Origin of the sequence: Pseudomonas sp. SMN5, assembly GCF_052041925.1 — a bacterium.
Classification (GTDB): Bacteria; Pseudomonadota; Gammaproteobacteria; order Pseudomonadales; family Pseudomonadaceae; genus Aquipseudomonas.
In genome coordinates, this window is the sequence record NZ_JBKGGX010000006.1 from 140646 (window position 1) to 165733 (window position 25088).

21 protein-coding genes, 1 pseudogene and 1 riboswitch are annotated in these 25088 nt (G+C 62.0%); of the genes and pseudogenes, 10 read left to right on the forward strand and 12 right to left on the reverse strand.

Features of this window, described 5'->3' with window-relative positions:
* Positions 1-228: 228 nt before the first annotated feature.
* From ACLEJR_RS08300 to ACLEJR_RS08310, 3 genes are all read left to right on the forward strand, one after another.
* Positions 229-645, forward strand: a complete 417-nt coding sequence (locus tag ACLEJR_RS08300) for a VOC family protein (protein ID WP_440813231.1) — start codon at positions 229-231, stop codon at positions 643-645.
* A gap of 237 nt (positions 646-882) precedes the next feature.
* Positions 883-1878, forward strand: a complete 996-nt coding sequence (locus ACLEJR_RS08305; RefSeq protein ID WP_440813233.1) for a TRAP transporter substrate-binding protein — start codon at positions 883-885, stop codon at positions 1876-1878.
* Positions 1879-2038: 160 nt separating this feature from the next.
* Positions 2039-3946 carry an alkaline phosphatase D family protein gene (locus ACLEJR_RS08310; protein WP_440813235.1) on the forward strand — a complete coding sequence of 636 codons (1908 nt, stop codon included), beginning with the start codon at positions 2039-2041 and terminating at the stop codon, positions 3944-3946.
* A gap of 292 nt (positions 3947-4238) precedes the next feature.
* Here the strand turns inward: ACLEJR_RS08310 and ACLEJR_RS08315 are convergent, their stop codons facing one another.
* From ACLEJR_RS08315 to ACLEJR_RS08340, 6 genes are all read right to left on the reverse strand, one after another.
* Positions 4239-4739 carry a methylated-DNA--[protein]-cysteine S-methyltransferase gene (locus ACLEJR_RS08315; protein WP_440791482.1) on the reverse strand — a complete coding sequence of 167 codons (501 nt, stop codon included), beginning with the start codon at positions 4737-4739 and terminating at the stop codon, positions 4239-4241.
* 190 nt (positions 4740-4929) lie between these two features.
* Positions 4930-7665 (reverse strand): LuxR C-terminal-related transcriptional regulator, encoded by a 2736-nt coding sequence (locus tag ACLEJR_RS08320; RefSeq protein ID WP_440813237.1) that lies wholly within the window; start codon positions 7663-7665, stop codon positions 4930-4932.
* Between the two features lie 371 nt (positions 7666-8036).
* Complete coding sequence (locus ACLEJR_RS08325; RefSeq protein WP_440791485.1) at positions 8037-9401, reverse strand: DUF1329 domain-containing protein; 1365 nt, start codon at positions 9399-9401, stop codon at positions 8037-8039.
* Between the two features lie 25 nt (positions 9402-9426).
* Positions 9427-11283 (reverse strand): DUF1302 domain-containing protein, encoded by a 1857-nt coding sequence (locus ACLEJR_RS08330; RefSeq protein WP_440791487.1) that lies wholly within the window; start codon positions 11281-11283, stop codon positions 9427-9429.
* A 331-nt stretch (positions 11284-11614) separates the two neighbouring features.
* A complete protein-coding gene (locus ACLEJR_RS08335; RefSeq protein WP_440813239.1) occupies positions 11615-13297 on the reverse strand; it encodes a fatty acid--CoA ligase in 1683 nt (560 codons plus the stop codon).
* A 150-nt stretch (positions 13298-13447) separates the two neighbouring features.
* A complete protein-coding gene (locus ACLEJR_RS08340; RefSeq protein WP_440791491.1) occupies positions 13448-14077 on the reverse strand; it encodes a LysE family transporter in 630 nt (209 codons plus the stop codon).
* Between the two features lie 243 nt (positions 14078-14320).
* On the opposite strand from ACLEJR_RS08340, the gene ACLEJR_RS08345 reads away from it, so the two are divergent.
* The 3 genes from ACLEJR_RS08345 to ACLEJR_RS08355 all read left to right on the forward strand — a co-directional run bounded on the left by ACLEJR_RS08345 (position 14321) and on the right by ACLEJR_RS08355 (position 17152).
* Positions 14321-15286, forward strand: coding sequence for a 2-hydroxyacid dehydrogenase (locus ACLEJR_RS08345; RefSeq protein WP_440813240.1), 966 nt, complete (start codon positions 14321-14323; stop codon positions 15284-15286).
* A 33-nt stretch (positions 15287-15319) separates the two neighbouring features.
* Positions 15320-16318 (forward strand): methyltransferase, encoded by a 999-nt coding sequence (locus ACLEJR_RS08350; RefSeq protein WP_440813243.1) that lies wholly within the window; start codon positions 15320-15322, stop codon positions 16316-16318.
* 49 nt (positions 16319-16367) lie between these two features.
* Positions 16368-16490: riboswitch (yybP-ykoY riboswitch) on the forward strand.
* Positions 16491-16579: 89 nt separating this feature from the next.
* Positions 16580-17152 carry a TMEM165/GDT1 family protein gene (locus tag ACLEJR_RS08355; protein ID WP_440791497.1) on the forward strand — a complete coding sequence of 191 codons (573 nt, stop codon included), beginning with the start codon at positions 16580-16582 and terminating at the stop codon, positions 17150-17152.
* A gap of 143 nt (positions 17153-17295) precedes the next feature.
* Here the strand turns inward: ACLEJR_RS08355 and ACLEJR_RS08360 are convergent, their stop codons facing one another.
* Entirely contained in the window at positions 17296-18111 is an 816-nt protein-coding gene (locus tag ACLEJR_RS08360) for a M48 family metallopeptidase (RefSeq protein ID WP_440791499.1), read from the reverse strand.
* Between the two features lie 1302 nt (positions 18112-19413).
* On the opposite strand from ACLEJR_RS08360, the pseudogene ACLEJR_RS08365 reads away from it, so the two are divergent.
* Together ACLEJR_RS08365 and ACLEJR_RS08370 are read left to right on the forward strand one after the other, a co-directional pair.
* Positions 19414-19608, forward strand: a pseudogene (locus ACLEJR_RS08365) (HAMP domain-containing protein); the annotation flags it as partial.
* Positions 19609-19722: 114 nt separating this feature from the next.
* Entirely contained in the window at positions 19723-20466 is a 744-nt protein-coding gene (locus tag ACLEJR_RS08370) for a methyl-accepting chemotaxis protein (protein ID WP_440791642.1), read from the forward strand.
* 269 nt (positions 20467-20735) lie between these two features.
* Here ACLEJR_RS08370 and ACLEJR_RS08375 read toward each other — a convergent pair whose 3' ends face one another.
* From ACLEJR_RS08375 to ACLEJR_RS08385, 3 genes are read right to left on the reverse strand one after another with little or no spacing between them, the layout of a single operon-like run.
* Positions 20736-21359 (reverse strand): SOS response-associated peptidase, encoded by a 624-nt coding sequence (locus ACLEJR_RS08375; RefSeq protein WP_440813244.1) that lies wholly within the window; start codon positions 21357-21359, stop codon positions 20736-20738.
* Between the two features lie 35 nt (positions 21360-21394).
* On the reverse strand, positions 21395-21655 hold the full coding sequence (locus ACLEJR_RS08380; protein WP_440791502.1) for a putative signal transducing protein: 261 nt from the start codon (positions 21653-21655) through the stop codon (positions 21395-21397).
* A gap of 11 nt (positions 21656-21666) precedes the next feature.
* Positions 21667-21849: a CPXCG motif-containing cysteine-rich protein gene (locus ACLEJR_RS08385; protein ID WP_440813247.1), complete on the reverse strand. Its 183-nt coding sequence runs from the start codon at positions 21847-21849 to the stop codon at positions 21667-21669.
* Between the two features lie 139 nt (positions 21850-21988).
* On the opposite strand from ACLEJR_RS08385, the gene ACLEJR_RS08390 reads away from it, so the two are divergent.
* Entirely contained in the window at positions 21989-23155 is a 1167-nt protein-coding gene (locus tag ACLEJR_RS08390) for a 1-acyl-sn-glycerol-3-phosphate acyltransferase (protein WP_440791506.1), read from the forward strand.
* 220 nt (positions 23156-23375) lie between these two features.
* On the opposite strand, the gene ACLEJR_RS08395 is transcribed toward ACLEJR_RS08390, so the two are convergent.
* Complete coding sequence (locus ACLEJR_RS08395; RefSeq protein ID WP_440791508.1) at positions 23376-23657, reverse strand: hypothetical protein; 282 nt, start codon at positions 23655-23657, stop codon at positions 23376-23378.
* A gap of 363 nt (positions 23658-24020) precedes the next feature.
* Between ACLEJR_RS08395 and ACLEJR_RS08400 the strand changes: the two genes are divergently transcribed.
* Positions 24021-24227 carry a hypothetical protein gene (locus ACLEJR_RS08400; RefSeq protein WP_440791510.1) on the forward strand — a complete coding sequence of 69 codons (207 nt, stop codon included), beginning with the start codon at positions 24021-24023 and terminating at the stop codon, positions 24225-24227.
* A 125-nt stretch (positions 24228-24352) separates the two neighbouring features.
* Here the strand turns inward: ACLEJR_RS08400 and ACLEJR_RS08405 are convergent, their stop codons facing one another.
* On the reverse strand, positions 24353-24937 hold the full coding sequence (locus ACLEJR_RS08405) for a YajG family lipoprotein (protein ID WP_440791512.1): 585 nt from the start codon (positions 24935-24937) through the stop codon (positions 24353-24355).
* Positions 24938-25088 lie beyond the last annotated feature (151 nt).

Below are 25088 nucleotides of genomic sequence, written 5' to 3' on the forward strand. Positions count from 1 at the left end.
TTGCTCGAATTGCAATCGTCAGCAGAGCTACCTGTCGATCTGGTCCCGGCCTGGCCGAGCATAGGGCAAGGTAGATGTCACGACGCCTGTCAGAGTTGACAGTTGTTGGAAACTTTCGGCTATAACACCTGGTGGGAATGGGCACCATGACACGCGACATGACACATCCGCGCTATCGGTTAATTGAAGCCCCCTCTGGCGCTGGCGGCATGAAGACAGGAGGCCTGTATGCGTAACTTCTCCATCCAACAGATTGACCACATTGTTCTGCGGGTGAAAGACATCGAGCGCAGCCTGGCGTTCTACACCTCGGTACTCGGCTGCGAGCTGAAGAAACGGCGGGATGACCTAGGCATGATCCACCTCGGCACCGGCGCGTCGATGATTGACCTGGTGGCTGTCGAAGGGCCGCTGGGCCGCCTGGGCGGACCGGCAGCCGGTGGGCAGGGGCGCAATGTCGACCACTTCTGCCTGCGCGTTGAACCGTTTGATGAACAAGCCATTCTGGCTCACCTGGCGTCGAACGGCCTGAGTGCCGAGAAAGCACAGATGCGATATGGCGCACAGGGTAATGGCTGGTCGATCTATTGTTTCGATCCGGATGGTAACCAGATCGAGTTGAAGGGCCCGACGGTGGAGGCCTGAACACTCTTGGCCGGCCCTGCAAAAAGAAGCCCCTGTGGGAGCGAGCCTGCTCGCGATAGCGGTCTGCCTGGATCGGTGATGTTGGGTGTGCCACTGCCATCGCGAGCACGCTCGCTCCCACAATGGGGATGGGTGGCGGGCACAAAAACAATGGACACGGGGTTTCTCTCCTAGACTTGCTGCTGTATCGCCGGTGAAACACCCGCGCGCTCGACAAGGATGAAAAAGGACCTCGCGATGCTTAGATACCTGTGCCAAACGTTCGCCTGCCTGCTGGCCTTGAGTGCACTGGGCAGTGCCCTGGCGGCTGAGCCGATTGTCATCAAGTTCTCCCACGTGGTCGGTGAACAGACGCCCAAGGGCCAGGGTGCGCTGATGTTCAAGAAGCTGGTGGAAGAACGACTGCCGGGACGCGTGAAGGTCGAGGTGTATCCGAACTCGACCCTGTATAGCGATGACAAGGAGATGGAGGCGTTGTTGCTGGGAGATGTGCAGATCATCGCGCGGTCGCTGGCCAAGTTCGACCAATACACCAGGACGGCCCAGTTGTTCGACCTGCCGTTTCTGTTTGATGACATTGGCGCAGTGGACCGTTTCCAGCAGGGGCCCGAAGGGCAGAAGCTGCTCAAGTCCATGGAGAGCAAGAACATCACCGGCCTGGCTTATTGGCACAACGGCATGAAGCAGTTATCGGCCAACCGGCCCCTGCGCAAACCCGAGGACGCCCACGGCTTGAACTTTCGAATCCAGGCGTCCGCGGTGCTGGAGCAGCAGTTCAACGCCGTGGGGGCCAAGGCGCAACCAATGAATTTCTCGGTGGTGTACCAGGCCCTGCGAACCGGTGTAGTCAACGGTACGGAGAATCCTTATTCGAACTTTTACGACCAGAAGCTCCATGAAGTGCAGAAATACGTCACCGAGACCAACCACGGCATCCTCGACTACATGCTGATCACCACTTCGGACTTCTGGAACGGCCTGCCGCCGGACATCCGCACCGAGCTGGAAAAAATCGTGGTCGAGTCCACTGCCCATGCGAACAATGAAGCGCTGCGCTTGAACCAGAAGGACCGGCAACGGGTCCTGGATGCCAAGACCACTGAAATCATCGAACTCACACCTGAAGAGCGCAACGCCTGGCGCGACAAGATGAAGCCGGTATGGGCGAAGTTTGAACAGGCGATCGGGCCGGACCTGATCAAGGCTGCCGAGGCGTCCAACACCGCCCAGTGATTGAGCGGATGACATTGAATCAACTGTCTGACCTGAACCCTGTGGCGAGGGGATAAACCCCCTTGCCACAAAAGCAGCTACACCCCAGCGCCCAACCCCCAGCGACAAAGCTCATTGCGCTATGATCCCCGCCTCCTCCTGAACAGAGCTTTACCCGCAAATGCTGCCGTCCACACCCGACACCACCCCTGCCCTGCCCCCCGTCCTGGTCGGCCCGTTGTTGCGGCGGCTGGAACCTGCGCGACTGGTGATGTGGCTGGTGGGCACGCGGCCGTTGGCGCTGACGCTGTGGATCGAAGGTGTGGGCGACATTGTGCTGGATACGACGCGCTGCACCGTGGTGCCGGTGGGGCAGCAGGCATTTGTGCATCTGATCGATGTGCAACTCGACACACCCTTGCCCCGGGATGTGACGATCGGCTACGACCTGCGAGTGGACGCTGCGTCCATCGCCGACTGGGCGCCGCATCTGTTGTACAAAGAGACGCAGCACCCCAGCTTCATGCTGCATTCGCGCATCGAACAACTGGTCCACGGTTCTTGCCGCAAACCCCATTACCCGGCCAACGACGGCCTGCTCTGCGTCGACCGGCTGCTGGCTCAGGCCCCGGAACAACGACCGGCACTGCTGATGATGAGCGGCGACCAAGTGTATGCCGACGATGTCGCAGGCCCCATGTTACGGGCAATCCATGCGTTGATCGAACGCCTGGGTCTGTTCGAGGAACGTTTGGACGGCGCGGTGGTGGAAGACAGCGCCAGGCTGTATCAGCACCCGGCCAGCTACTACCATCGCGCCGATTTACTACCGGCACTTGAGAGCAACGAAACCCTGCGCGAGCGTTTTTTTGGCGGTGCGCGTAAGCCGATTTTCACCAGCAGCAGCGCCGATAACCACCTGGTGACGTTCGCCGAGGTCATGGCAATGTACCTGCTGGTGTGGTCGCCGGTACCGTGGACGCTGATTGATGTGCAGCCGCCGGAATTGACCGCCGAGCGACGCCAGCGCTACGACCTGGAACAGCAACGCATCAACGCGTTCAAGACCGGTCTGAGCGGCGTGGCGCGGGTATTTGCACACTTGTCGTGCCTGATGATCTTTGACGATCACGACATCACCGATGACTGGAATCTATCCGCCCAGTGGGAAGAAACGGCCTACGGCCATCCATTCTCCAAGCGCATCATCGGCAACGCCCTGATTGCCTACATGCTTTGCCAAGGCTGGGGCAACAACCCGGACGCCTTCACTGGCGTGATCGAGCAGACCCGGGCATTGAGCGAAACGGCCCGGGATCGCTACCTCGACAGCGCACCGCAAGACCAACTGATCGACTCGCTGCTGGGGTTTCAGCAGTGGCATTACGTGCTGCCGAGCAGCCCGGCCCTGGTGGTGCTCGACACCCGCACCCGCCGCTGGCGCAGCGAGAACAACCTCAAGCAACCTTCCGGCCTGCTGGATTGGGAAGCCCTGAGCGAACTGCAGCAGCAATTGTTGGATCATCCGTCGGCGATCATCGTTTCGCCGGCGCCGATCTTCGGGGTGAAGCTGATCGAGACCGTGCAGCGCGCGTTCAGCTGGTGCGGCTATCCCCTGCTGGTGGATGCGGAGAATTGGATGGCCCATCGCGGCGCGGCCCAGGTCATCCTGAACATTTTCCGACACTCGCGGACACCGGGTAATTACGTGGTGCTGTCAGGGGATGTGCATTATTCCTTCGTCTATGAAGTGCTGATCCCACACCGCAAGGGCGGCCCGCGCCTCTGGCAGATCACCAGCAGCGGCATCAAGAACGAATTCCCGCCAGCATTGCTCGAATGGTTCGACCGCCTCAACCGCTGGCTCTATTCCCCGCGCTCGCCATTGAACTGGTTCACCAAACGCCGCAGCATGCGCATCATCCCCCACACCCCGGAACACGCCGAAGCCGGCGAACGCCTGTGGAACAGCGCGGGGATTGGCCAGGTGTTCTTCAACGAACAAGGCCAACCGGCGCAGATCTACCAACACAACGCCGACGGCAAACCAGCGACGCGGATGTTGCCGCCCAAACCATCCCAACCCTGAAAAATCACCGCGCCCTTATGGGACGAGCCTGCTCGCGATAAGGCGGCACATCCAACATCCCTGCAAGCTGACACACCGCTATCGCGAGCAGGCTCGTTCCCACAGGAGACCAGTGCATGGCGCGATATCGGCAGCCACTCGGTAAAACTGTGGGAGCGAGCCTGCTCGCGATAAGGCGGCACATCCAACATCCCGGCGAGCTGACTCACCGCTATCGCGAGCAGGCTCGCTCCCACAGGGGACCGGTACATGGCGCGATATCGGCGGCCACTCGCTCCCACCGGGGCTTGGGTCAGAAGGCCAATTGCAGGGTCTGTTGCCCTTCGAGGCTCAGTAGGTATTGCTTGGCCGCCAGGCCGCCGGCGAAACCGGTGAGGCTGCCGGAGGTGCCAATGACGCGGTGGCAAGGAGCGATGATCGAAATCGGGTTGCGCCCATTGGCGGCGCCAACCGCACGAACCGCTGTTGGTTGGCCGATCTGGATGGCGATGTCGCGGTAGCTGCGGGTCTGGCCGAAGGGGATGGTCAGCAGTGCCTGCCAGACCCGAACCTGGAAATCAGTGCCGGCGAAGTCCAGCTCCAGTTCGAAACGGCTGCGCTGCCCGGCAAAATACTCCAGTAGCTGACGTTCGGTTTCCAGGAGCACCGGATGCTGGTTGTCTTCCTCCAGAGGCCCCAGGCGTACCCGATTGAGCCGCTCGTTTTCCCAGAGAATGGCCGCCAGCCGAGTATCCCGGGCGACGAGGATCAACTGGCCAACGGGGGATTGGATGGTTTTGTATTGGGGTAGCAAGGACTCATACCTCTGCTGACTTGCCTGGTTTTTGTGGCGAGGGAGCTTGCTCCCGCTGGGGTGCGCAGCGCCCCCAAAGCCTGACGACGCGATGTATCAGGCCCACATGTTCGCCGTCATGGGGTTGCTGCGCAACCCAGCGGGAGCGAGCTCCCTCGCCACAAGGGCCTCGCTGGGTCAGAAACCATCGTCAACCCAACAACCCCAGCGCCTTCGCCCGCGCCACCGCCTGGGTACGGCGCTCCACACCCAGCTTGCTATTGATGTGGCTGGCGTGGGTCTTGACGGTGTGCAGCGAGATAAACAGCTGCTCGCTGATCTCCTGGTTCGAACACCCTTGGGCAATCAACTGCAACACCGCCCGTTCGCGGCTGCTGAGGGTTTCGACAGGCACCGATGGCTCGCAAGGTTGCGCCAGCACAGAAGGCAAGCGCTCAAGCAGATCTTCGCGCAACTGGCTGGGCGGGGCTTGTAGCAATTGTTCGCGCAGCCACTCACGCTGCTCGCCCAACAGCCACTCGAAAGGTTGCAACACTCCACCAGCAGCCGCTTCGAAAGCCTGGATCAAGGTACGGCGGGCTTCGGCTTCGCGCCCGACGCCCAGCAGCAGCGCGACTTTCTGGTTCAACGCCATCACGCTGAGCATCTGCCGTCCGGTCTGCTGGCCGTGTTCGAGCAAGGCGTTGAGCCGTCCCTCGGCAAGCATCGGCTGGCCCCGGATCGATTCGAGCACGGCCTGTTGCAGCTCCACATGCAACGGCAATTGCGGATGGAACTCGGGCGGTGCCGCAGCCCGTTCGCCGGTGTAGGTCTGGCCCAAGCGCGCCAGCCAGGCTTCGGCCAGGTCGGTGCGGCTCTGGGCGAGCCAGAGTTCACATTTGACCAGGGTGATCATCGCCAGATAATAGATCGGCGGAACATCCCAGATGTGCATCAGCCGCTCGGCTTCGGCCAGCTCGGCAAAGGCCCGGGCGAATTCGCCGCTGTAGCCTTCGATACGGGCGATCACGCAGTGGCCGATCAGCACGCTGATGTCGCGACAGGCGCGGGCTTCGGTGAGGCCCGCCTGCAACCGCGCCAATCCGGCATGGTGCTGCATGCGCAAGGTCAACAGGAAACCTTCGTAGAGAATCAACCGCGCCCGCACCGCGTACAGGCGCTGGGGCGACAGCTTGTGCAGCCGTTGCAGGCCTTGCTGCACTTCATCCAGCGCCCGCAGGATCTCGCCCCGCGCCTGTAAGACCCGGGCACGATCATAATGCGCCAAGGCTTCGAACAGCGGATTGCCCACCCGTTGCGCCAGTTCCAGGGAATCGCGGTTCAAGTTGCGGGCACGCCACAGATCGCCGTCGGCAATTGCCAGGTTAGACAGTGTCGAGAGGCACATCAGCCGCTGGCCGTAGCGTTTCTGTGGCAGGCTCTCCAGGGCTTCGGTGCAATAGCGCACGGTGGCCTCGCGATTGCCACGGCCACGGGCGACGATCCCGCTCAGTGCCAGCCATTGGGCGAGCATGGACTTCTGCGCGGTAGCCGAAGGCGCCGGCAGGAATCGACTCAAGTGGGCGGCGAGTTCTTCGGCGGCGTCCAGCTGGCAGGCCAGCCCCAGCGCCCAGCTATACAACACGATCAGCCGCGGGGTGCTGATGAGCAAGCTGTCGGGCAAGTCCATTTTCCAGCGCAACAACATGCCGACGTTCTGCTCGGCCAGTAGCTGTTCTTCCGAAAGGTTTTGCACCAGGTTCGCCGCCACATCCAGATGCCCGGCCCGCAGCGCCTGTTCCACGGCTTCATCGATCAGGCCCTGGGCGTTGAACCAGCGACAGGCCCGCAAATGCAAGGTCGCGACCGGGACCATGGCCGGTGCGCTGGGACGACTGCGCAATAGATCAGAGAACAGGTGATGGTAGCGATACCAGTGGCCGTGCTCGTCCAGCGGCACCAGAAACACCTGGTGAGCCGCCAGATAAGCCAGGATCTCGGCGCTGTCATGGGCTTCGCGCACGGCGTCGCACAGTTCGCTGCAAAAGCGATCCTGGGGTGCGGTGTCATAGAGAAACGCTTGCACGTCGGCCGGCAGGCAGTCGATGACTTCCTCGAGCAGGTAATCACGGATCAGCCCTTCCCCGCCGTGCAAGGCCTGGGGCAGCAAGCCTTCTGTACCGGCTTCGGAGGCAGCCAGCAGCCAGAAGCGCAACCCCGCGACCCAGCCTTCGCTGCGCTGGATGAGGCTTTCCATGGCCTCGCCGCGCAACGAACTGCTGTGGTGCTGCAGCAGCGTCAGGGCCTCGTCATGGGTCAGACGCAGGTCTTGCTCATTGAGCTCCAGCAGCTGCCGCGACAGGCGCAGGCGTGCCAGGTGCCAATCCGGACGCTGGCGGCTGGTGACCAGCAGCAACAACCCCTCGGGCAGGTGATTGAGAAAAAATTGCAGGCAGCGATCCAGCACCGGGCTCTGGGCCAGATGATAATCGTCGAGCACCAGCAGCAGAGGATCACGGGGCGACAAGTGACTCGACAGTTCATCCAGCAGGCCGTCGAGCCATTCTTCAAAAGCAAAGGGTTGATGCCGCTGGCGCATTTTCAACAGCCCCAGCGCCCGACGCCCCAGTTCTGGAAAGAACGCCTGAAGCCCTTCCAGCAACCGTTCGAGGAAGCGCCCCGGATCGTTGTCCCGGGCGCTGAGGCCCAGCCAGAGGCTTTGCCAACGCGCCGGCAGGCTCTGGCAAAACTCCACCGCCAGAGAGCTTTTGCCGAACCCCGCCGGCGCGCTCACCAACAGCAACCTTCCGCCGAGCCCTGCCCTCAGTCGCTCGCACAACCGCGGCCGTAGTACATGGCCGTCAGGCAAGGGCGGGCGATAAAAGCGCCCGTCCTGTGCCGCGATGGCTGCGCGGGCTGTATCCGGAAGTGAGGACAAATCAGTCATGGCCGGCTCTTTTGAAATGCGAATGGCGGCGTAGCAGATGTCCGCAGACTAGCGGTAAACGAGGAGGTATTGAAGGGAGTGCTACAAATGGCTACAAAAAGACGACAGGCTGATTCTTCTTTGAAGAACGCCGAGACCGCTTTTCGTGGCGAGGGAGCTTGCTCCCGCTGGGCCGGTCCGCGTTCGGGCGCAGCAGCCCTAGAACCGAGATCGCGCTGCATCAGGTATGACGGGGTCTCTGGGTTGGGGTTGCGTTGCAACCCAGCGGGAGCAAGCTCCCTCGCCACAGTGGGCGGTGCGTGCAGGATAAAAATAAACGCCCCGAACCAGTCGGGGCGTTTATTCGAGGATGCGGCCTCGGGTAAAGCGGTTTAGCGGATGCCATCCTGACGCAGTGCGTTCGGGGTGAAGTCGGCGGTGCTGGCGGTGAAACCGAAGTCGTAGGCCGATTTTTCTTCGTTCTTCATGCCCAGGGCCAGGTAGCGGCCGGACTGCAGGTCGTAGAGGGTTTCCAGGGCATACCACGGCACTTGCTTGTCGTAGTAGTTCTCGGCATGGGCCTCGGCGACGCGCCACAGTTGGCCGCGACCGTCGTAATGGTCGATCACCGCCGCTTGCCAGGTGTCCTCGTCGATGAAGAAATCACGCTTGGCATAGATGTGGCGCTGGCCTTCCTTCAGCGTCGCGGTCACATGCCAGACGCGACGCAGCTCGTAGCGGGTCAGGTCCTGGTTGATGTGGCCGGCCTTGAGGATGTCGGCGTACTTGAGTTGCGGCGAGTCGATCTTGTAGCTGTTGGCGGCGATGTACAGTTCTTTCTTGCCTTCCAGCTTCCAGTCGTAGCGGTCCGGCGCACCGTTGTACATGTCCAGGTTGTCGGAGGTACGCAGGCCGTCGGCGGCGGTACCCGGTCCGTCATAGGACACTTGCGGCGCCCGGCGCACACGGCGCTGGCCGGCGTTGTAGACCCAGGCCGAACGCGGCTCCTTCACTTGGTCGAGGGTCTCGTGCACCAGCAGTACGCCACCGGCCAGGCGCGCCGGCGCGGTGACTTGCTGCTTGAAGTAGAACAGGATGTTGCCAGGGTTGGCCGGATCGAAATCCTTCATCTTGTCGCGGAACACGAACTGGTCGCGGAAGTACACCAGGCTGTACGAACCATTGGGCTGAGGCGTGGCCTGGGTCACCAGGCGCGTCACGCTGCCGCCGCGGTAGCGAGTGATGTGGTTCCAGATCACTTCCACGCCGCTCTGGGGGATCGGGAACGGAATGGCCGTCTCGAAGTTTTCCAGGCCGTTGCCGCCGGACACCAGCTTGGTGTTGACCGCGTTCTTCTTGATGGAGGCATACACCTCGTCCGGCACGGTGGCGCCACGATGGGTCGGGTAGACCGGCATCTTGAAGGTTTCCGGGTAGCGCTTGAACATCGCGTACTGGCCCGGCGCGAGTTTGTCCTTGTACTGCTCGACGTTCTGCGCGGTGATGGTGAACAGCGGTTTTTCACTGGCGTACGGATCGGCAAGGAAGCCCTTGCTGTCCACGGACCCGGCGTTCTTGGCCATGGGTTTCCAGGCCGAGATCGAACCATCGGCGTTACCGGCCATCTCGGCGCCCATCGGTGTCAGGGTCTTGCCCAGTTTGTCGGCTTCTGCGGCAGGCACCGCGGCCATGACGCTGGCGGCCAGCAGGGAGACTCCCAGTACGCCGACCTGCAACAGACTCTTTGTTATTTTCATAGTGTGTCGTCCTGAAATACGGTGCTTAGAAAGTCACGCCGACGCTGAGCGCCAGGAAATCGCGATCATCCACGGTGCTGTAGTCACCACCAAAGAAGTTGGTGTAGGCCAGGCTGGCGTTGTAAGTGTTCTGGTATTCGGCATCCAGCCCGAGGCTGACGGCTTTGCGGCCTTCCTCGAAGTTGCCGCCAGGGCCTGGCGAGTAGCCTTTGACGTCGTGAGACCAGGCCACGTTGGGCTTGAGGTTCACCCCGGCGAAGACGTCCGGGTATTCCCAGATGGCGCGAGCGCGATAGCCCCAGGACGTGGCGGTGGTGAAGCCATCGTTGTCGCAGTTGCTGTTCACGTTGCCGAGGGTCTGACCACCGCCGGAGGCGGTCGAGGTGTTGAGCGAAGTACAGAAGCCATTGGGCAACTCGCCGGGACCGAACACCGGGTCACGGCCATAGCGCGCGTCGGATCTGCTTTCCAGCCCACCGACGTGGGTCACCCCGACTTCACCCACCAGGGTCAGGCGGCTGGCGCCCATGACCTGATCCAGGAAGTGGGTGAAGGTGGTTTGGAACTGCGTGATCTCTTTACGACGATAGCCGTGCAGATCCTGGCCCGGCGTGCCCTGGAGCACTGACGCATCGCCAAATCCTGGAAGTGGTGTCACACCGGCGAAGAGAATGTCCGTGGTGCTCAGTTGCACCGGTGCATTCGGGCGGTAGCTGAGTTCACCGCTCCACGCCGTGCCGGTGGGCAGCGTCGTGGAGAAGCTCAGGCCATAGAGGCGGATGTCTTCCGGATACTCGACAAAATAGTTGGAGTTACCCGCCACGATCAACGGACGCAACGCGGCAATAGGCCCAGCCGTGTAGAACTGCTGCGCAGCGCCCTGGGCGCTGAAAATCGGCGCACGGCTGTGATAGTTCATGAAGTAGGCACCGAACTCGGTGTCCAGCGGCTCGAACATGTATTTCAACGATGCGCCCCACTGGCCGCCGTCGCGGGCGTCGCGGTCCGCGCCGCGACGTACCAGTACGCCTTCCTCATTGATATTGACGCCCTGGCCTTCCAGTATTGGCAAGATCACGCCCGGAAGCGGGATGGTCGAACGCTTGTTCAACACCCGAAGGTTATTGTTACACCCATCGGCAATCACATCCGGCTGGGAGAAGAACGTGCCGCAGTTATCGACAACGGTCTGATCCCATTCAATCTGGTAGAACGCCTCGGCCGACAGGTTATCGGTCAGGCTCTGGGACACATAGAACATGTTGACCGGGATCAGGCCTTCCTTGATCTCGGCGCCAGGGCGACGGAACGCGGACACGTCGACCGGGTTGATGGAGTTGATGCCGCCCTGGATGAAGGTGCTTTCACCCCAACTGACCACCTGCTTGCCCAGGCGAACCGAACCCGGCTGATCGGCAATGGCGTAGTTGTGGTAGACGAACGCATCGAGAATCTGCCCGCCGGAAGACTTGGCGCCTTCCTTGCGGTTGCTGTCGCTGATGTCCTTGTACAGGCGGTTTTCGTCCTTGAGTTCAAAGTCGTACCAGTACTTGCCACGCACGAACACGCCGGTATCGCCGTATTTCAGTTCCAGGTCGTGGATGCCCTTGAAGATCTTCGAGAAGGTTTCCCCGCGCTTGAAGTTCAAGTGACCATCATCGGAGGTCTGGGACAGGCCCTTGCCGCCATTGTTGACACCGATCAGGTCTCTGTTGGGCTTGGCCGTGGACCAGCTCGCGCCGACCGACAGGGACGAGTCGAACTGGGCTTCGATTTCACCGATATTGAAACTGACGCCGAATGCAGGCCCGGCGAGCGAAGAGGCGAGACTGACCGCCAGAGGCAATTTTGCCCGGCGCCAGAACGTGGTTGCTGAGGTCATCGACGCTACTCCATGTGCATTATTGTTATGGCAGTGAATATTCCAGGAACACTTCGACGGCTGGGAGCGGCAGCGTCCCGACATCCGCGGAAGTCGCATCGCCCTTTCGTGCGTGCGCCCCGTTCCTGGAGATCCGTGAGCGGACTATAGCCAGCAGGTAGTACGGCTTGATCCCTCTAAAGTGTGATTTGCAGCCCTCGACCACTCTGGAACAGTCCTTTCGCCAGGCCGACAGGTGTCGGCACGGCAAGGATGGCTGAAATTCGTGGTTTCACAAGGCAAGCGCTTGCTTGGTGGGGTTTGCGTGCCCTTTCGGGCACGCAAGAACAGCTTAAAGCGTGGACAGGAAGGCGCTGTTGTTGCTCTGCCATTCGGTGATGTCAACGCGGATGCGCTTCTTGTCGAGCTTGCCGACGCTGGTCTTGGGAATTTCGGTAACAAGGGCGATCTGGCTCGGGATCGCCCACTTGCTCAGGTGCCCCAGCTCGACGAACGGCTTGAGGTGTTCCTTGAGCTCACGCGCCCCGATCTGGTGCCCTTCGCGCACCACCAGCAAGGCAAACGGCCGCTCGCCCCACTGCGGATCGGGGATGCCGACCACTGCTACTTCGCGTACCGCCGCGTGACGACTGATGAGGTCTTCCAGGTCCAGGGAAGAGATCCATTCGCCGCCGGTCTTGATCACGTCCTTGATGCGATCACGGATATCGATGAATCCCATGCCATCCAGCGTGGCGACGTCACCGGTGTGCAGCCAGCCGCCGGCCCACAGCTCGGTGCCTTTCTGCGGTTCGTTGTAGTAACCCTCGGTGAGCCAAGGCGCACGCAACACCAGTTCGCCCTGGGTCTCGCCGTCGGCCGGAAGGAAACGTCCCTCGCTGTCGACAATCGCCGCCTCCACCAGGGGCCCCGGCACGCCGGCCTTGATCCGATAAGTGGTGCGCTCGTCTTCGCTGCCGGCCATCAACTCCTCGTTGAGGTGGGCGCAGGACACCAGCGGCCCGGTCTCGGACATGCCATAGGCGGCGGTGAGCTGGATGCCCCGTTCCTTGGCTGCGTCGTACAGGCTGCGATTCAGGGCGCTGCCACCGATGACGATTTTCCAGCCACCGAAGTCGGTGCCCTGGGCGCCTTTGGCATTGAGGACCATTTGCAGGATGGTCGGCACGCAGTGGGAAAAGGTGACCTTCTCCTTGCGCCACAGCTGGATCAGGAATTCAGGATCGTAACGGCCGGGATAGACCTGCTTGAGCCCGAGCATCGTCGCCACGTAGGGCAGGCCCCAGGCATGGACATGGAACATCGGCGTGATCGGCATGTACACGTCGTTGGTGCCCAACAGCCGCACGCTGTCGACGGCCCCCATGATCGTCGCCACGCCCATGGTGTGCAGCACCAGCTGCCGATGGGTGAAATACACACCCTTGGGATTGCCCGTGGTGCCGGTGGTGTAGAACGTGGTGGCGACGGAATTCTCGTCGAAATCCTGGAAGTCGTAGGTCGGGGGGGCAGCGGCCAGCAACTGTTCGTACTCGCCCACCAGGTTCGGCAACTCGGCAGTCTTTTCCGGCAGGTCGGTCAGCAACAAGGTCTTCTGCACCGAGGTCAGGTGCCCGGCAATCGCCTGGTACAGACCGACGAACTCGCTGTTGACCAGCACGAAGCGGTCGTCGGCGTGGTTCATGGTATAGACGATCTGTTCCGGTGACAGGCGCACGTTGATGGTGTGGATCACCGCGCCGATCATCGGGATCGCGAACATGCATTCCAGGTAGCGATGGCTGTCCCAGTCCATCACCGCCACGGTATCGCCGGCCTTGACCCCGGCCTCGGTCAACACGTTGGCCAGCCGTGCGACTCGCTCGATCAGCGTCGGGTAGCTGTAGCGCAACTGGTCACGGTAGATGATCTCGCGGGTTTTCTCGTAACGCGTGCCGGACATCAGCAGCCGCTTGATCAGCAACGGATATCGATAAGCGCCTTCGGCTGGAGCAATAACGCGAGTCTGCAACATAGGGGTCCCTTTTCTGGCTGCACGTTCTTGGCATGCGAGGCACTTTAGAGCGCTTACGCACGGATCAAATCAGCCAAAGGAATGATTTGATCCGTGCGTAAGTACTGGCTTCGAGCCATCTTTTCTGCAGCTTACGGAGGACTGCGCCAGTCAGTGCATCTCGGTGAACGCCAGCTTGACGCCGATGGCGACGAGCACGGCGCCCATGGTCCGATCGAACCAGTGGCCCATGCGGGCGAAGCCGGCACGCACCCGCTGTTGGCTGAACAGCATCGCCACCAGGCAGAACCAGGCCGCCGTTGCGACCGCCAGGTACACCCCGTAGCCGGCCTGGACGGCCAGGGGCGTGTGCGGGTTGATCACCACGGTGAACAGCGACAGGAAAAACAGCGTGGCCTTGGGATTCAAACCGTTGGTGACGAAGCCCGCAGTGAACGCACCTCGTGCGGTACGCTCGCCGGTTTCCTTGTGCAGATCGTCCGCGGCGGCCTTGGCCGGCTGCGCGCGCAAGGCCTTGAAGCCGATGTACAGCAGGTACGCGGCGGCGGCCCACTTGAGCGCGTTGAACAGCACGATCGATTGCGACACGATCAAGCCGATGCCCAGCAGCGAATAACCCACGTGCAGGAAAATCGCCGTGCCCACGCCCAGCGCCGTCCAGGTCCCGGCACGCCGGCCATGGGTCACGCTCTCGCGCACCACCACGGCAAAGTCCGGCCCGGGACTGGCGACCGCCAGCAGGTGGATCAGGGCGACGGTGAGAAATTCGGCGAGGTACATGGGGGGCTCCTTGGCGGTTCTGCTAAATGACTACCGTGACTACCGTGGCGAGGGAGCTTGCTCCCGCTCGACTGCACAGCAGGTGCTTGCCCTATGACGAGGCCTGCTTCGCAGGCCAGCGGGAGCAAGCTCCCTCGCCACAGGGTCCTTCATAAGCCCGACATCGAGCCAGGCCGCAGCCACAGTTCATCTGATAGGCTCGCCACATTACGCCTTCAAGCCTTGATCGAACAGGTACAGCTGATGACGAACACCGCCCGCGCCGTTTTCCTTGACCACCCTTCCCTGGACCTCGGCGACCTGGATCTAGGCCCGCTGCGCGCCTGCTTCTCAGAGCTGCAATTGTTTGCCCGGACCACGCCGGAGCAAGTGATCGAGCGACTCAAGGGCGCTACCGTGGCGATCACCAACAAAGCCGTGATCGATGCCAATGCCCTGGCCGCCAGTCCAGACCTCAAGCTGATCCTGATCAGCGCCACCGGCACCAACAATGTCGATCTGGAGGCTGCCCGCCGCCACGGTATCACGGTGTGCAATTGCCAGGGCTACGGCACGCCATCCGTGGCCCAGCACACCCTCATGCTGTTGCTGAACCTGGCGACCCGCCTGGGCGATTATCAAAAAGCTGTCGGGGAAGGTCGCTGGCAGCGGGCCTCGCAGTTCTGCCTGCTGGACTATCCGATCGTCGAGTTGGAGGGCAAGACCCTGGGGCTGCTGGGCCATGGCGAATTGGGCAGCGCCGTCGGGCGCCTGGCCGAGGCCTTCGGCATGCGCGTGCTGCTGGGACAGATTCCCGGGCGCCCGGCGCGCCCCGACCGTTTGCCGCTGGATGAACTGTTGCCGCAGGTCGATGCCTTGACCTTGCACTGTCCGCTCAACGAACACACCCGTAACTTCATCGGCGCCCGGCAGTTGGCATCGCTCAAACCCGGCGCCTTCGTGGTCAACACCGCACGCGGCGGCCTGATCGACGAACAGGCCCTGGCCGATGCCCTGCGCAACGGTCACCTGGGCGGCGCGGCCACCGACGTGCTGAGCGTGGAACCACCGGTCCAGGGCAACCCACTGCTGGCGGCCGATATTCCCCGGCTGATCGTCACGCCCCACAACGCCTGGGGCAGCCGCGAGGCGCGGCAGCGGATCGTCGGCCAGATGAGCGAAAACGCCCAGGCCTTTTTCAGCGGTACAGCACGACGGGTCGTCAGTTGATAAACTGCCGCACTTTTTTTCAAGGAGCAGACCATGGATCCGCGCAGTGAAGTACTGCTTCGTCAGGCCGAGTTATTCCAGGGCTCGGTGCTGCTGGCCGGCCTGCCCGCCGACGACCTGCTCGGCCGCCTGCCTGACGCCCATGGCTGGTGCTGGCACGCGGGTGACCAGGCCGCACTGGACGCCCGCTTCCCCGAGCGCAGCCATTTTGGCGTGAATGTCCCTGAACGCACTTTCGACACCGCCGTGGTGTTCTTGCCCAAGGCCAAGGACCTCACCGACTACATTCTCAATGCCGTGGCCGCACGCCTGGCCGGTCGCGAGGTGTACCTGGTGGGTGAGAAACGCAGCGGCATCGAGGGCGCGTCCAAGCAGCTCAACCCGTTCGGCAAGCCACGCAAGCTCGACAGCGCCCGGCATTGCCAGCTGTGGCAAGTCACCGTTGCCGAAGCGCCAGAAGTCAAGACGCTCGAAAGCCTGGCCCAGACTTACGAACTACCCCTGGCCGAAGGCCCGCTGAAAGTCATCAGCCTGCCCGGGGTGTTCAGCCACGGTCGCCTGGATCGCGGCAGCGCACTGTTGCTGGAGCACCTGGATAAACTGCCCAGCGGCCATTTGCTGGACTTCGGCTGCGGCGCCGGCGTGCTGGGGGCCGCAATCAAGCGGCGCTATCCGCACAACACTGTCACGCTGCTGGACGTGGATGCCTTCGCCGCCGCCAGCAGTCGCATGACCCTGGCCGCCAATGGCCTGGAAGCCGAAGTGCTGACCGGTGACGGGATCGACGCCGCACCGATGGGCTTGAGCGCGATCCTGAGCAACCCGCCGTTCCATGTCGGCGTCCACACCGATTACCACGCCACAGAGAATATGCTAAGAAAAGCGGCCAAACATCTGAAAAACGGCGGCGAACTTCGCCTGGTTGCCAACAGCTTCCTCAAGTATCAACCGCTGATCGAAGAGCACCTGGGCATCTGCGCGATCAAGGCCGAAGGCCAGGGCTTTCGCATCTACCGGGCCAAGCGCGGCTGAATTTTTTCAGCCACCAGCACTTGCCCAATCGGATTTGCCTAGGCAGAATCCGCTCCGTCCTAGGGGAGTAGTCTCCCGCGAGCGCCATGCTCGCCCGGCATACGTCAACACACTTGGTCAGCAGACCATGGCGTATGCGGCCCAAGCGTCCACGCAGATGGTCGCTGGGTTTGACAAGACCTATGACACGCACACCTTACCCGGGGCGGGGAGGCTGTACGTGTCATAGCCGTGTCGACCCGCCCCCTTTAGGAACCCCTGATGTTGGATTCTCTCCTCGTACCTACCGCCATCGTTGCGCTGGCCGAAATCGGCGACAAGACGCAATTGCTTGCGCTCGTCCTGGCGGCGCGTTTTCGCAAGCCTTGGCCGATCGTTGCCGGCATCGTCGCGGCGACCCTTGCCAACCATGCAGCCGCCGGGGCGGTCGGGGCGTGGGTCGGCAGTATTTTCTCGGACGCCGTGTTGCACTGGATCCTGGCCGCGAGCTTCGCCGCCACGGCGCTGTGGACCCTGGTCCCGGACAAACTGGATGATGACGAAGCCAACCCTGCGCGCAGGTTCGGGCCGTTCCTGACCACGCTGATTGCGTTTTTCCTGGCGGAAATCGGTGACAAGACCCAGATCGCCACGGTGATGCTTGCCGCGCAGTACCCGGAACTGTGGCTGGTGATCATCGGCACCACCGTGGGCATGTTGATTGCCAACGTGCCGGTGGTCCTGGCGGGCAATTTCGCCGCCGAGAAACTGCCCCTGACCCTGATCCGCCGCCTGGCCGCCTCGGCCTTCTTCGTCCTGGCGATCGTTGCGGTGTACAAGGCGCTTGGCGCCTAGCTATGAGCTGCAAGCTACGAGCTGCAAGGGAAAGCAAAAAGCAGCTCTGCTTAGCTTGTAGCTTGCAGCTTGCAGCTTGTAGCTTGTAGCTTGTAGCTTGTAGCTTGCAGCTTGCATCTTGTAGCTGCCAGCCCAGCCTGGCCCTACTTCTTGGCCTGCTGGTAAAGCGGCATCACCTTGGGAATCGCCGCTTGCAACGAAGCGATCCGGCTGGTCGACGACGGGTGGGTGCTCATGAATTCCGGCGGGGCGCCTTCGGAAGCCTTGCTCATCTTGTTCCACAAGGTGATCGCGGCGTTCGGGTTGTAGCCGGCGCGGGCAGCCAGTTCCAGGCCGATCAGGTCGGCCTCGTTCTCGTTGCCACGGCTGTTGGGCAAGGTCATGCCATAGTTGGCGACGGTGTCGGCCAGCGCCAGGCTGTCCTGGCCCAATCCGAACAAGGCACCGGCGCCCTGCTTGGCCATCTCGATGCCGTAGGCCTTGGACATCGCTTCGCGCCCGTGTTCACGCAGCGCGTGGGCGATTTCGTGGCCCATGACTGCCGCGATCTCATCATCGGTCAGCTTCAGCGAATCGATCAGCCCGGTGTAGAAAATGATCTTGCCGCCAGGGCCGCAATTGGCGTTGAGCTCGTCGCTCTTGATCAGGTTCACTTCCCAGTTCCACTGCGCTGAATCAGGACGGAACACCGGGGCCTGGGCAATCAGTCGGTCAGCGATGGCCTGGACCCGCTTGGCCTCGCTGCTGGTCTTGTCCAGCACGCCCTGGGTGCTCGCCTCGCCCACGGTCTTCTGGTAGGACTGGGCGTACATCTGGTTGACCTCATCGGTCGACAGCATGCTGAACATGTACTGCTTGCGCTCCACGCCCACGGCTCCGCCGCTGGTGGTATTGACCGACTGGCAACCGGCGAGCAGCAAAGCCGCACTCAGAGCACTCACCATCAAAGTCTTGTTCATATAAGAAGCTCCCTGGAAACGTGGGCGTATCCTATGCGCGGTTTTGTATCGGCGCCAGATACACACTTCTCAACTACAGGTTTTTCCGACAGATCCCACACAGTTCATTTGCGACACCCGTGGTTCCAAAACAGTCATCCGACGAACAGCGCCTCATGTCGCTGCTCAAAGACGCCGATACAAGCTTCAGACGTCATTCCCGCGTCCGGAGCCAATATGAAATTCAGATCGATCCAGTTTTCCGTCGCCGCCCTGGCCGGTGCCATCGTACTCAGCGTGGTCGGTGCCCTGGTGCTCTACGCGCTGTTCGCCGGCGCCCGCACCCAGGAGATGGTGCAGCAGCGCACCAAGGCGCAGTTCGAACAACTCATCGAGCAACGCCTCAGCGCCTTGGCGCGCACCCAGGCCAGCCAGATCCAACGGGAACTGGAAGCCCCGTTGCAGCTTGCCAAGGGTCTTGCCACTACCAACGCGCTGATGGGCATGAATGGCACGGACGGCAACCCGCAACTCAAGATGCCTCGCGAGCAGATGATCAGCCTGCTGCGCGAAACCGTGGTACGCAATCCGAAAGTGCTCGGCGCCTACATCGCCTGGGAACCGAACGCCATCGACCACGACGATGCCAGTTACGTGAACAGTCCGGTGGCGGGCATGGAAACCAACGGGCGCTTCCTGCCGTGGTGGTTTCGTAATCAGGACGGCACCCTGGGCCTGGAAAAACTCGCCGACGTGGCCGACCAGAAACTGCTGTCCACCGGGATCCGCGCCAGTGAGTACTACCTGTGCTCCCAGGACAGCAGGAAAGCCTGCGTGATCGACCCGGCGCCCTACCGCGTCGGCGCCACCATGACCATGCTCGCCTCGTTCATCGAACCGATCATGATCGATGGCAAGTTCCAGGGCATCGTCGGTGCCGACCTGTCGGTCAATTTCATCCAGGACATGCTCGTTGCCGCCGACGCCAAGCTGTACGACGGCGCCGGGGAAATGGCCCTGCTGTCCAGTAATAACCGGTTCGTGGCGTTCACCAAGGATCCGAGCAAGCTGGGGGAAAAGGCCAGCGACCTGCTCGATGCCAGCGAACTGGACAACCTGGGCAGACTCGGTTCAGGTGAAGTGCGTTACACCATCGATGAAGAGCACGGCCATATCGAGGTGTACATGCCGTTCGGCATCGGCGAAACCAGCGCACGCTGGACACTGATGCTGCAATTGCCGCTGAACGCGGTAATGGCCGACCTGCAAGCCTTGCAGAAAGACCTCAACGAACAACGCGAAACCGACATCTTCGGCATGGCCATGGTCGGCCTGGCGATTGCCGCTATCGGCCTGCTGGTGATCTGGCTGGTGGGCCACGGCATCGCCCGACCGCTCAAGCAAATGGTGGCGATGCTCGATGACATCGCTCAGGGCGAAGGCGATCTGACCCGGCGCCTGGTGAGTGACCGCGCCGATGAGCTGGGCGCGATCGCCCGGGGCTTCAACACCTTCCTGAGCAAGTTGCAGGGCATGATCAGCCAGGTGGTGACGTCGGTGCAGAGCGTCAGCGATTCGTCGGAACACACCGCCGACATCGCGATCCGCACCAACCAGGGCGTCCACAAACAGATGTCGGAGATCGATCAGGTTGCCACCGCCGTACAGGAAATGACCGCCACCGCCCAGGACGTTGCACGCAACGCGACCCAGGCCGCCCAAGCCGCCAGTCATGCCGATCAGGCCGCCAGTCAGGGCATGCAGATCGTGCAGGACACCTCCATGTCCATCGGCGCCCTGGCCGAGGAAATCGGCCGGGCCGTGGGTGTGGTACAGAACCTGGCCAAGGACAGCGAAAACATCAATGCGATTCTGACGGCGATCCGCGGGATTGCCGAACAGACCAACCTGCTGGCCCTGAACGCGGCCATCGAGGCGGCCCGAGCCGGCGAGCAGGGTCGAGGGTTTGCGGTGGTAGCCGATGAAGTGCGCAACCTGGCGCAGAAGACTCAGCAGGCTACGGAGGAAATCCAGTCGATGATCCAGCAACTGCAACAGGGCACGCGGGACGTGGTGCGGGTCATGGAAGACAGCCAGCACCGCACCGATGAAAGCGTGCAGCACGCGGCGAAAGCGGCCCAGGCGCTGGAGACCATTACCCAGGCCGTCTCGGTGATCAATGACATGAACACCCAGATCGCCAGTGCCGCCGAAGAGCAGAGTGCCGTGGCCGACGACATCAACCGCAACGTGATCAACATCGGCCAGGTGGCGAACGAAGTCGCCAGCGGCGCCGACGAATCCAGCGCCGCCAGCGCCGGGCTGACCAAACTGGCGGAACAGCAGCGGCGATTGATCAATCAGTTCAGGGTTTGATCCGAGGGCCTATCGCGAGCAGGCTCGCTCCCACAGAGAGTTGGTGGTGAACACCAACTCCCTGCCACAGCATCCACGTGGGAGCGAGCTTGCTCGCGATAGCAATGGCAAAACCACCATCTCTGCCAACTGAACCACCGCCATCGCGAGCAAGCTCGCTCCCACAAAGTTTTCGGGACGGGCGCAGAGATTGTGAACATCCGCAATTCACTGGGAGCGAGCCGGCTCCGGGCGGCGATCCGACGATGAGGCCGGCCCAGGCACCACACTCAAGCCGGGGTCAGGCACTCCGGCCCATTGAGTTTCGGGTCGTTGATCAGGTTGGCCAGCACTCGCTCGCGCAGTGGCAGCGGTTCGCTGGCCAGCAGTCCTTGCAGGGCATGCAGCGGCGTTTCGGGGTCGAGCCACAGACGCTGGCCTTCTTCGTCCAGGATCAATGGGCGGCGCTGGCCCGCTGCGGGCTGGGTGATGACGGCGGTGCTCAGCCAGACCTGTTCCTGCACCGGGTAGGCTTCCCAGATGGCCGCGAAAAACAGCGACGCCCCTTCCCCTGGCGTCAGCCAGAACGGACGCTTGCGCGTGCCGCCGCGCCACTCGTAGAAGCCGTTGGCCGGCAGCAGGCAGCGCCGCAGGCGCAAGGCTTCGCGGAACATCGGCTGCTCGGCCACGGTTTCGGCCCGGGCATGGGCCGGCGTGCGGGAAAGGTCGGTCAGCCACGGCGGCGTCAGCCCCCAGCGAGCCCGGGCCAGTTCACGCCGGCCCTCGGCGTTGGCACGCAGCATCAGCACCGAATCGTTGGGCGAAATATTCCATTGGGCCTTCTGGTCGGCAGGAAAGCCGGGCAAGGCCGCGAAAGCGGGGTTCCAGCGAAACAGGGCATAACGTCCACACATGGGGCAACACGACTCTTGATCGAACGGCCGCCAGCCTAGCAGACCAGCGTGCCGGGGTAACTGTCCGGTTCATCGCCCGGCAGCGGCAGCGCGGCATTGTAAGCGGCGATGAGCTCCCGGGCGTATTGCGCCTGGTCGTCCTCCACCGCCAGCCCCAACAGGCCTTGCATGGGCAATTCACCAACGCCGCCCACCAGGTCGCGACCCACTAGATGCGCCGTGATGCCTTCGCTGGCGAGCATGCCTTGCAGCAGTTCGCCTTCCATCAGATTTTCCAGCTCATAGATGCGCCGCATGGACGTCCCCTTCAGTCATTCTCGCTGTAGACCTCGAGATACCACTCTTGACCATCGGCCTGCAGGACGAACGTGATCGGTCGACAACACACCTGGCAATCCTCGATATAGGTCTGGTCGCCGCCGGACAGGTCCACACTGGTCTCAACGCCTTCACCACAATAAGGACAATCGTACACAGCGGTTTCCAGCATCGCGGGTCTCCTGGGTGACTTGTGCGTATAATCGCCGGTCTATTTGCAGGGCTATTTTCATCTGGCTTATCTTCCAGACCAGGCCCTGGCTTTTTTTGATCGAACCTTTACTTACCCTAGCCGTTTCCAACAAGAGAGCATGATGGGCGAATTCGATGCCATCCGACCTTACGACGACAGCGAAGTCCCAGCGGTGCTGGCCCGGCTGCTCGGCGACAAGGCGTTTCTAGATATCCTCACCCACTTCCGCTTCCCGCGCCTGGCCGGGGCCCTCGGCTGGATGCTCAAACCTCTTATAGCGCAAAGATTGCGGCGTGAGTTCGCCGGCGTGACGTCGGTCGCCACTTTGCAGGACAAAGTGGAGTTCTACGTCGACCACACCATCGAGCGCGCCACCGACGGTGTGACCTACACCGGGGTGGAACAATTCAAGTCCGGCAGTGCGTACCTGTTCATCGCCAACCACCGCGACATCGTGATGGACCCGGCGTTCGTCAACTATGCCGTATACCACGCCGGCCTGCCGACACCGCGCATTGCCATTGGTGACAACCTGCTGCAAAAGCCGTTCGTCAGCGACCTGATGCGCCTGAACAAGAGCTTCATCGTGCACCGTTCCCTCACCGGGCGGCGGGAAAAACTGGCGGCGTACCAGCTGCTGTCGGCGTACATCAACCACTCGATCCGCAACGATTGCGCCTCGATCTGGATCGCCCAGGCCGAGGGACGGGCCAAGGACGGTGACGACCGGACCGAATCGGCAATCCTCAAGATGTTCCACATGAGTCGCAAGGACGAGCCGTTCGGCGAGGTCATCCGGTCGCTGAATCTGACGCCGGTGTCCATCAGTTACGAGTACGATCCCTGCGACCAGGCCAAGGCCCGCGAACTGTACATCCGCGCCACCACCGGCAGCTACACCAAGGCGCCGGGCGAGGATGACGTGAGCATCGCCAAGGGCATCACCGGCTACAAGGGCCGGGTCCACGTGAACTTCGCCGCGCCGATCACCGAAGTGTTCGAAGATACTAAGCAGCTGGCCATGGAGATGGACCGGCAGATTCTCGGTGGCTACCGGTTGTTCCCGGTGCACTACCTGGCCTACGCCCAATGGGCCGACGCTGACCCGCAATTGCAAGTGCCCACGGCCGCCGAGGTGTTTGGCGCCGAGGAACTGGCCAAGGCCGAGCAGGAATGGCAACGCCGCCTGGACGCCTGCCCACCGGAACACCGGCCGTTCCTGGTGTTGCAGTATGCGACGCCGGTGCGTAATCAGTATCGGGTCAAGGCGGGGTTGGCGCTTTAAGCGGCAGGTCTGAGGACACGGATTCCCTGTGGCGAGGGAGCTTGCTCCCGCTCGATTGCGCAGCAATCGCAAACAGGCTTGCGGTTAGTCAGAGCCTTGGGGTTGACCGTTCAAGGGGGCTGCTTCGCAGCCCAGCGGGAGCAAGCTCCCTCGCCACAAAAGCACCTTTGCCTGGCGACCCTCGCTTGTCCTGCAAGTCCCCCTCGCCACGGCTACGCAGTCAGAACTGTGTGCTGATCCACGACACCAGCAACGCCAGCGCCAGGCAGCCAAAGCCGAACCGATAGAAGAACCGGTTCATCCGCTGGGTGGCCAGGTCCAGCAGTGCTTCGAAACGCTCCTCGCCATTGCCACTGCGTGCTTGCAGGCAGGCTCGCGCCCGCTGTTCACGGCGACGCGTCGCGTGCAGTACCCAGCCGCCCGGGCAGGCAAACAGCAACGCGAGCAGGTTGATCAGTTTGGCGGGGTGGGCAGCGAACAACGAAAACAGATGCAGCGACATCACGAACCTCAAGCGATAAACGGACAGGACAGACACGCCCATGGCCTACGAACAGGGCGCGGATTCTACCGAAAGCCTGCCGCCCTGCACCGTTTTTTCCGACCAACAACGATCAGCTGGGGTAATGGCCTGGCGACTTCGTGGCGAGGGAGCTTGCTCCCGCTGGACTGCGAAGCAGTCCCAAAAAAGCTTGCACGATTAACCTGACACGCCGAGACGCTAGTCGGGGGCTGCTGCGCAGCCCAGCGGGAGCAAGCTCCCTCGCCACAAAGCGCCAATCAAGCCGGAGTAAATCCATCCGTCACGATTTCGTCATCTGAGCAGGCCACTCTGTCGCCCGTCAAAACCTGCACGGACCCCATCATGCTGCACGCCGAAAACCAGGATCGTCTCTATCTCATCAGCCCGAGCGAGGAACAACAGAACCTTGTCGGCAGCCTGTCCTTCAATGTCCAGGATCAGCACTGGCTGGTCTACTGCGCCCTCGGCGGGCATCAACATGCCGATTTGCCAGAGGCCGACCTGCTGACCGGGATCAGTGTGTTGGAGTTTTATTCACAGGCGGCCTGAAAACCAATGTGGGAGCGAGCCTGCTCGCGAATGCGGCGGCACATTCAACATCAATGTGACTGACAAACCGCTATCGCGAGCAGGCTCGCTCCCACAGGGGTGTACTGCCTGAATGAGTTGAAAGCTTACTCAGCCAATACCTGCCCAATGGTCGGGTCTTTGAACAACCGGGTCAGAGCATCACTCAACACGTCGCTCACCAGCTTGGTGTTGGTGTCCTGGTTCGGCGCCATGCCGAAGCGCTGGTCCAGCGAAGCGCCGTAGCGACCGCTGTAGCGGCGGTTGGCGTTCTGCACGTCGGAACGGAAGGTCGCGCCGATGGTGGCTTCGGTCACGTACATGCCTTCCTTGGGCGACTGATACTTGAGCTCGGCCAGGGTCACGGTCAGTTGTGGTGCGTTCAGGGCGTTGGCGGTTGGGGTGAAGCCCAGCAGGCGTACCGCCGCTTCGGCCTGAGCCTGCAATTTCGGCAGGATCTGCGCGCCTTGCACGGTGATCACGCTGGTTTCCGGGTACAAGCCGCCACGGGTACCGAGGGTCGGCGAAGGACGACCGTCCACCACGCGCACCACCACCGGCTGGCCACGACCTACAGGCGCCAGCTGGGCATTGAGCTTGGGCTCCGGGTTAAGTTGTTGCGGACTGTGGGCGCAGCCGACGAGGGCCAGACTGGTCACAGCGATCAAACCGAACAACAGGCGTTGCAACATGCTCTTCTCTCCAGAATCGGGCACAAACAGGCCGGCAGTATAGCGGTGGGCCATCGCGGGGAACCAGCACCGCGGGATGAATACTGAAAAGTCTGACAAAACCCGCGCGGGCCGGTTCCTATCCCCATCTGTCACCCCATTGTCACGCGCC

Bases quoted from the DNA above. Each gene is read 5' to 3' on its own strand.
- ACLEJR_RS08300 (WP_440813231.1), top strand. From the start codon at position 229: ATGCGTAACTTCTCCATCCAACAGATTGACCACATTGTTCTGCGGGTG.
- ACLEJR_RS08305 (WP_440813233.1), top strand. From the start codon at position 883: ATGCTTAGATACCTGTGCCAAACGTTCGCCTGCCTGCTGGCCTTGAGT.
- ACLEJR_RS08310 (WP_440813235.1), top strand. From the start codon at position 2,039: ATGCTGCCGTCCACACCCGACACCACCCCTGCCCTGCCCCCCGTCCTG.
- ACLEJR_RS08320 (WP_440813237.1), bottom strand. From the start codon at position 7,665: ATGACTGATTTGTCCTCACTTCCGGATACAGCCCGCGCAGCCATCGCG.
- ACLEJR_RS08325 (WP_440791485.1), bottom strand. From the start codon at position 9,401: ATGAAAATAACAAAGAGTCTGTTGCAGGTCGGCGTACTGGGAGTCTCC.
- ACLEJR_RS08330 (WP_440791487.1), bottom strand. From the start codon at position 11,283: ATGACCTCAGCAACCACGTTCTGGCGCCGGGCAAAATTGCCTCTGGCG.
- ACLEJR_RS08335 (WP_440813239.1), bottom strand. From the start codon at position 13,297: ATGTTGCAGACTCGCGTTATTGCTCCAGCCGAAGGCGCTTATCGATAT.
- ACLEJR_RS08340 (WP_440791491.1), bottom strand. From the start codon at position 14,077: ATGTACCTCGCCGAATTTCTCACCGTCGCCCTGATCCACCTGCTGGCG.
- ACLEJR_RS08345 (WP_440813240.1), top strand. From the start codon at position 14,321: ATGACGAACACCGCCCGCGCCGTTTTCCTTGACCACCCTTCCCTGGAC.
- ACLEJR_RS08350 (WP_440813243.1), top strand. From the start codon at position 15,320: ATGGATCCGCGCAGTGAAGTACTGCTTCGTCAGGCCGAGTTATTCCAG.
- ACLEJR_RS08355 (WP_440791497.1), top strand. From the start codon at position 16,580: ATGTTGGATTCTCTCCTCGTACCTACCGCCATCGTTGCGCTGGCCGAA.
- ACLEJR_RS08360 (WP_440791499.1), bottom strand. From the start codon at position 18,111: ATGAACAAGACTTTGATGGTGAGTGCTCTGAGTGCGGCTTTGCTGCTC.
- ACLEJR_RS08370 (WP_440791642.1), top strand. From the start codon at position 19,723: ATGTCGGAGATCGATCAGGTTGCCACCGCCGTACAGGAAATGACCGCC.
- ACLEJR_RS08375 (WP_440813244.1), bottom strand. From the start codon at position 21,359: ATGTGTGGACGTTATGCCCTGTTTCGCTGGAACCCCGCTTTCGCGGCC.
- ACLEJR_RS08380 (WP_440791502.1), bottom strand. From the start codon at position 21,655: ATGCGGCGCATCTATGAGCTGGAAAATCTGATGGAAGGCGAACTGCTG.
- ACLEJR_RS08385 (WP_440813247.1), bottom strand. From the start codon at position 21,849: ATGCTGGAAACCGCTGTGTACGATTGTCCTTATTGTGGTGAAGGCGTT.
- ACLEJR_RS08390 (WP_440791506.1), top strand. From the start codon at position 21,989: ATGATGGGCGAATTCGATGCCATCCGACCTTACGACGACAGCGAAGTC.
- ACLEJR_RS08395 (WP_440791508.1), bottom strand. From the start codon at position 23,657: ATGTCGCTGCATCTGTTTTCGTTGTTCGCTGCCCACCCCGCCAAACTG.
- ACLEJR_RS08400 (WP_440791510.1), top strand. From the start codon at position 24,021: ATGCTGCACGCCGAAAACCAGGATCGTCTCTATCTCATCAGCCCGAGC.
- ACLEJR_RS08405 (WP_440791512.1), bottom strand. From the start codon at position 24,937: ATGTTGCAACGCCTGTTGTTCGGTTTGATCGCTGTGACCAGTCTGGCC.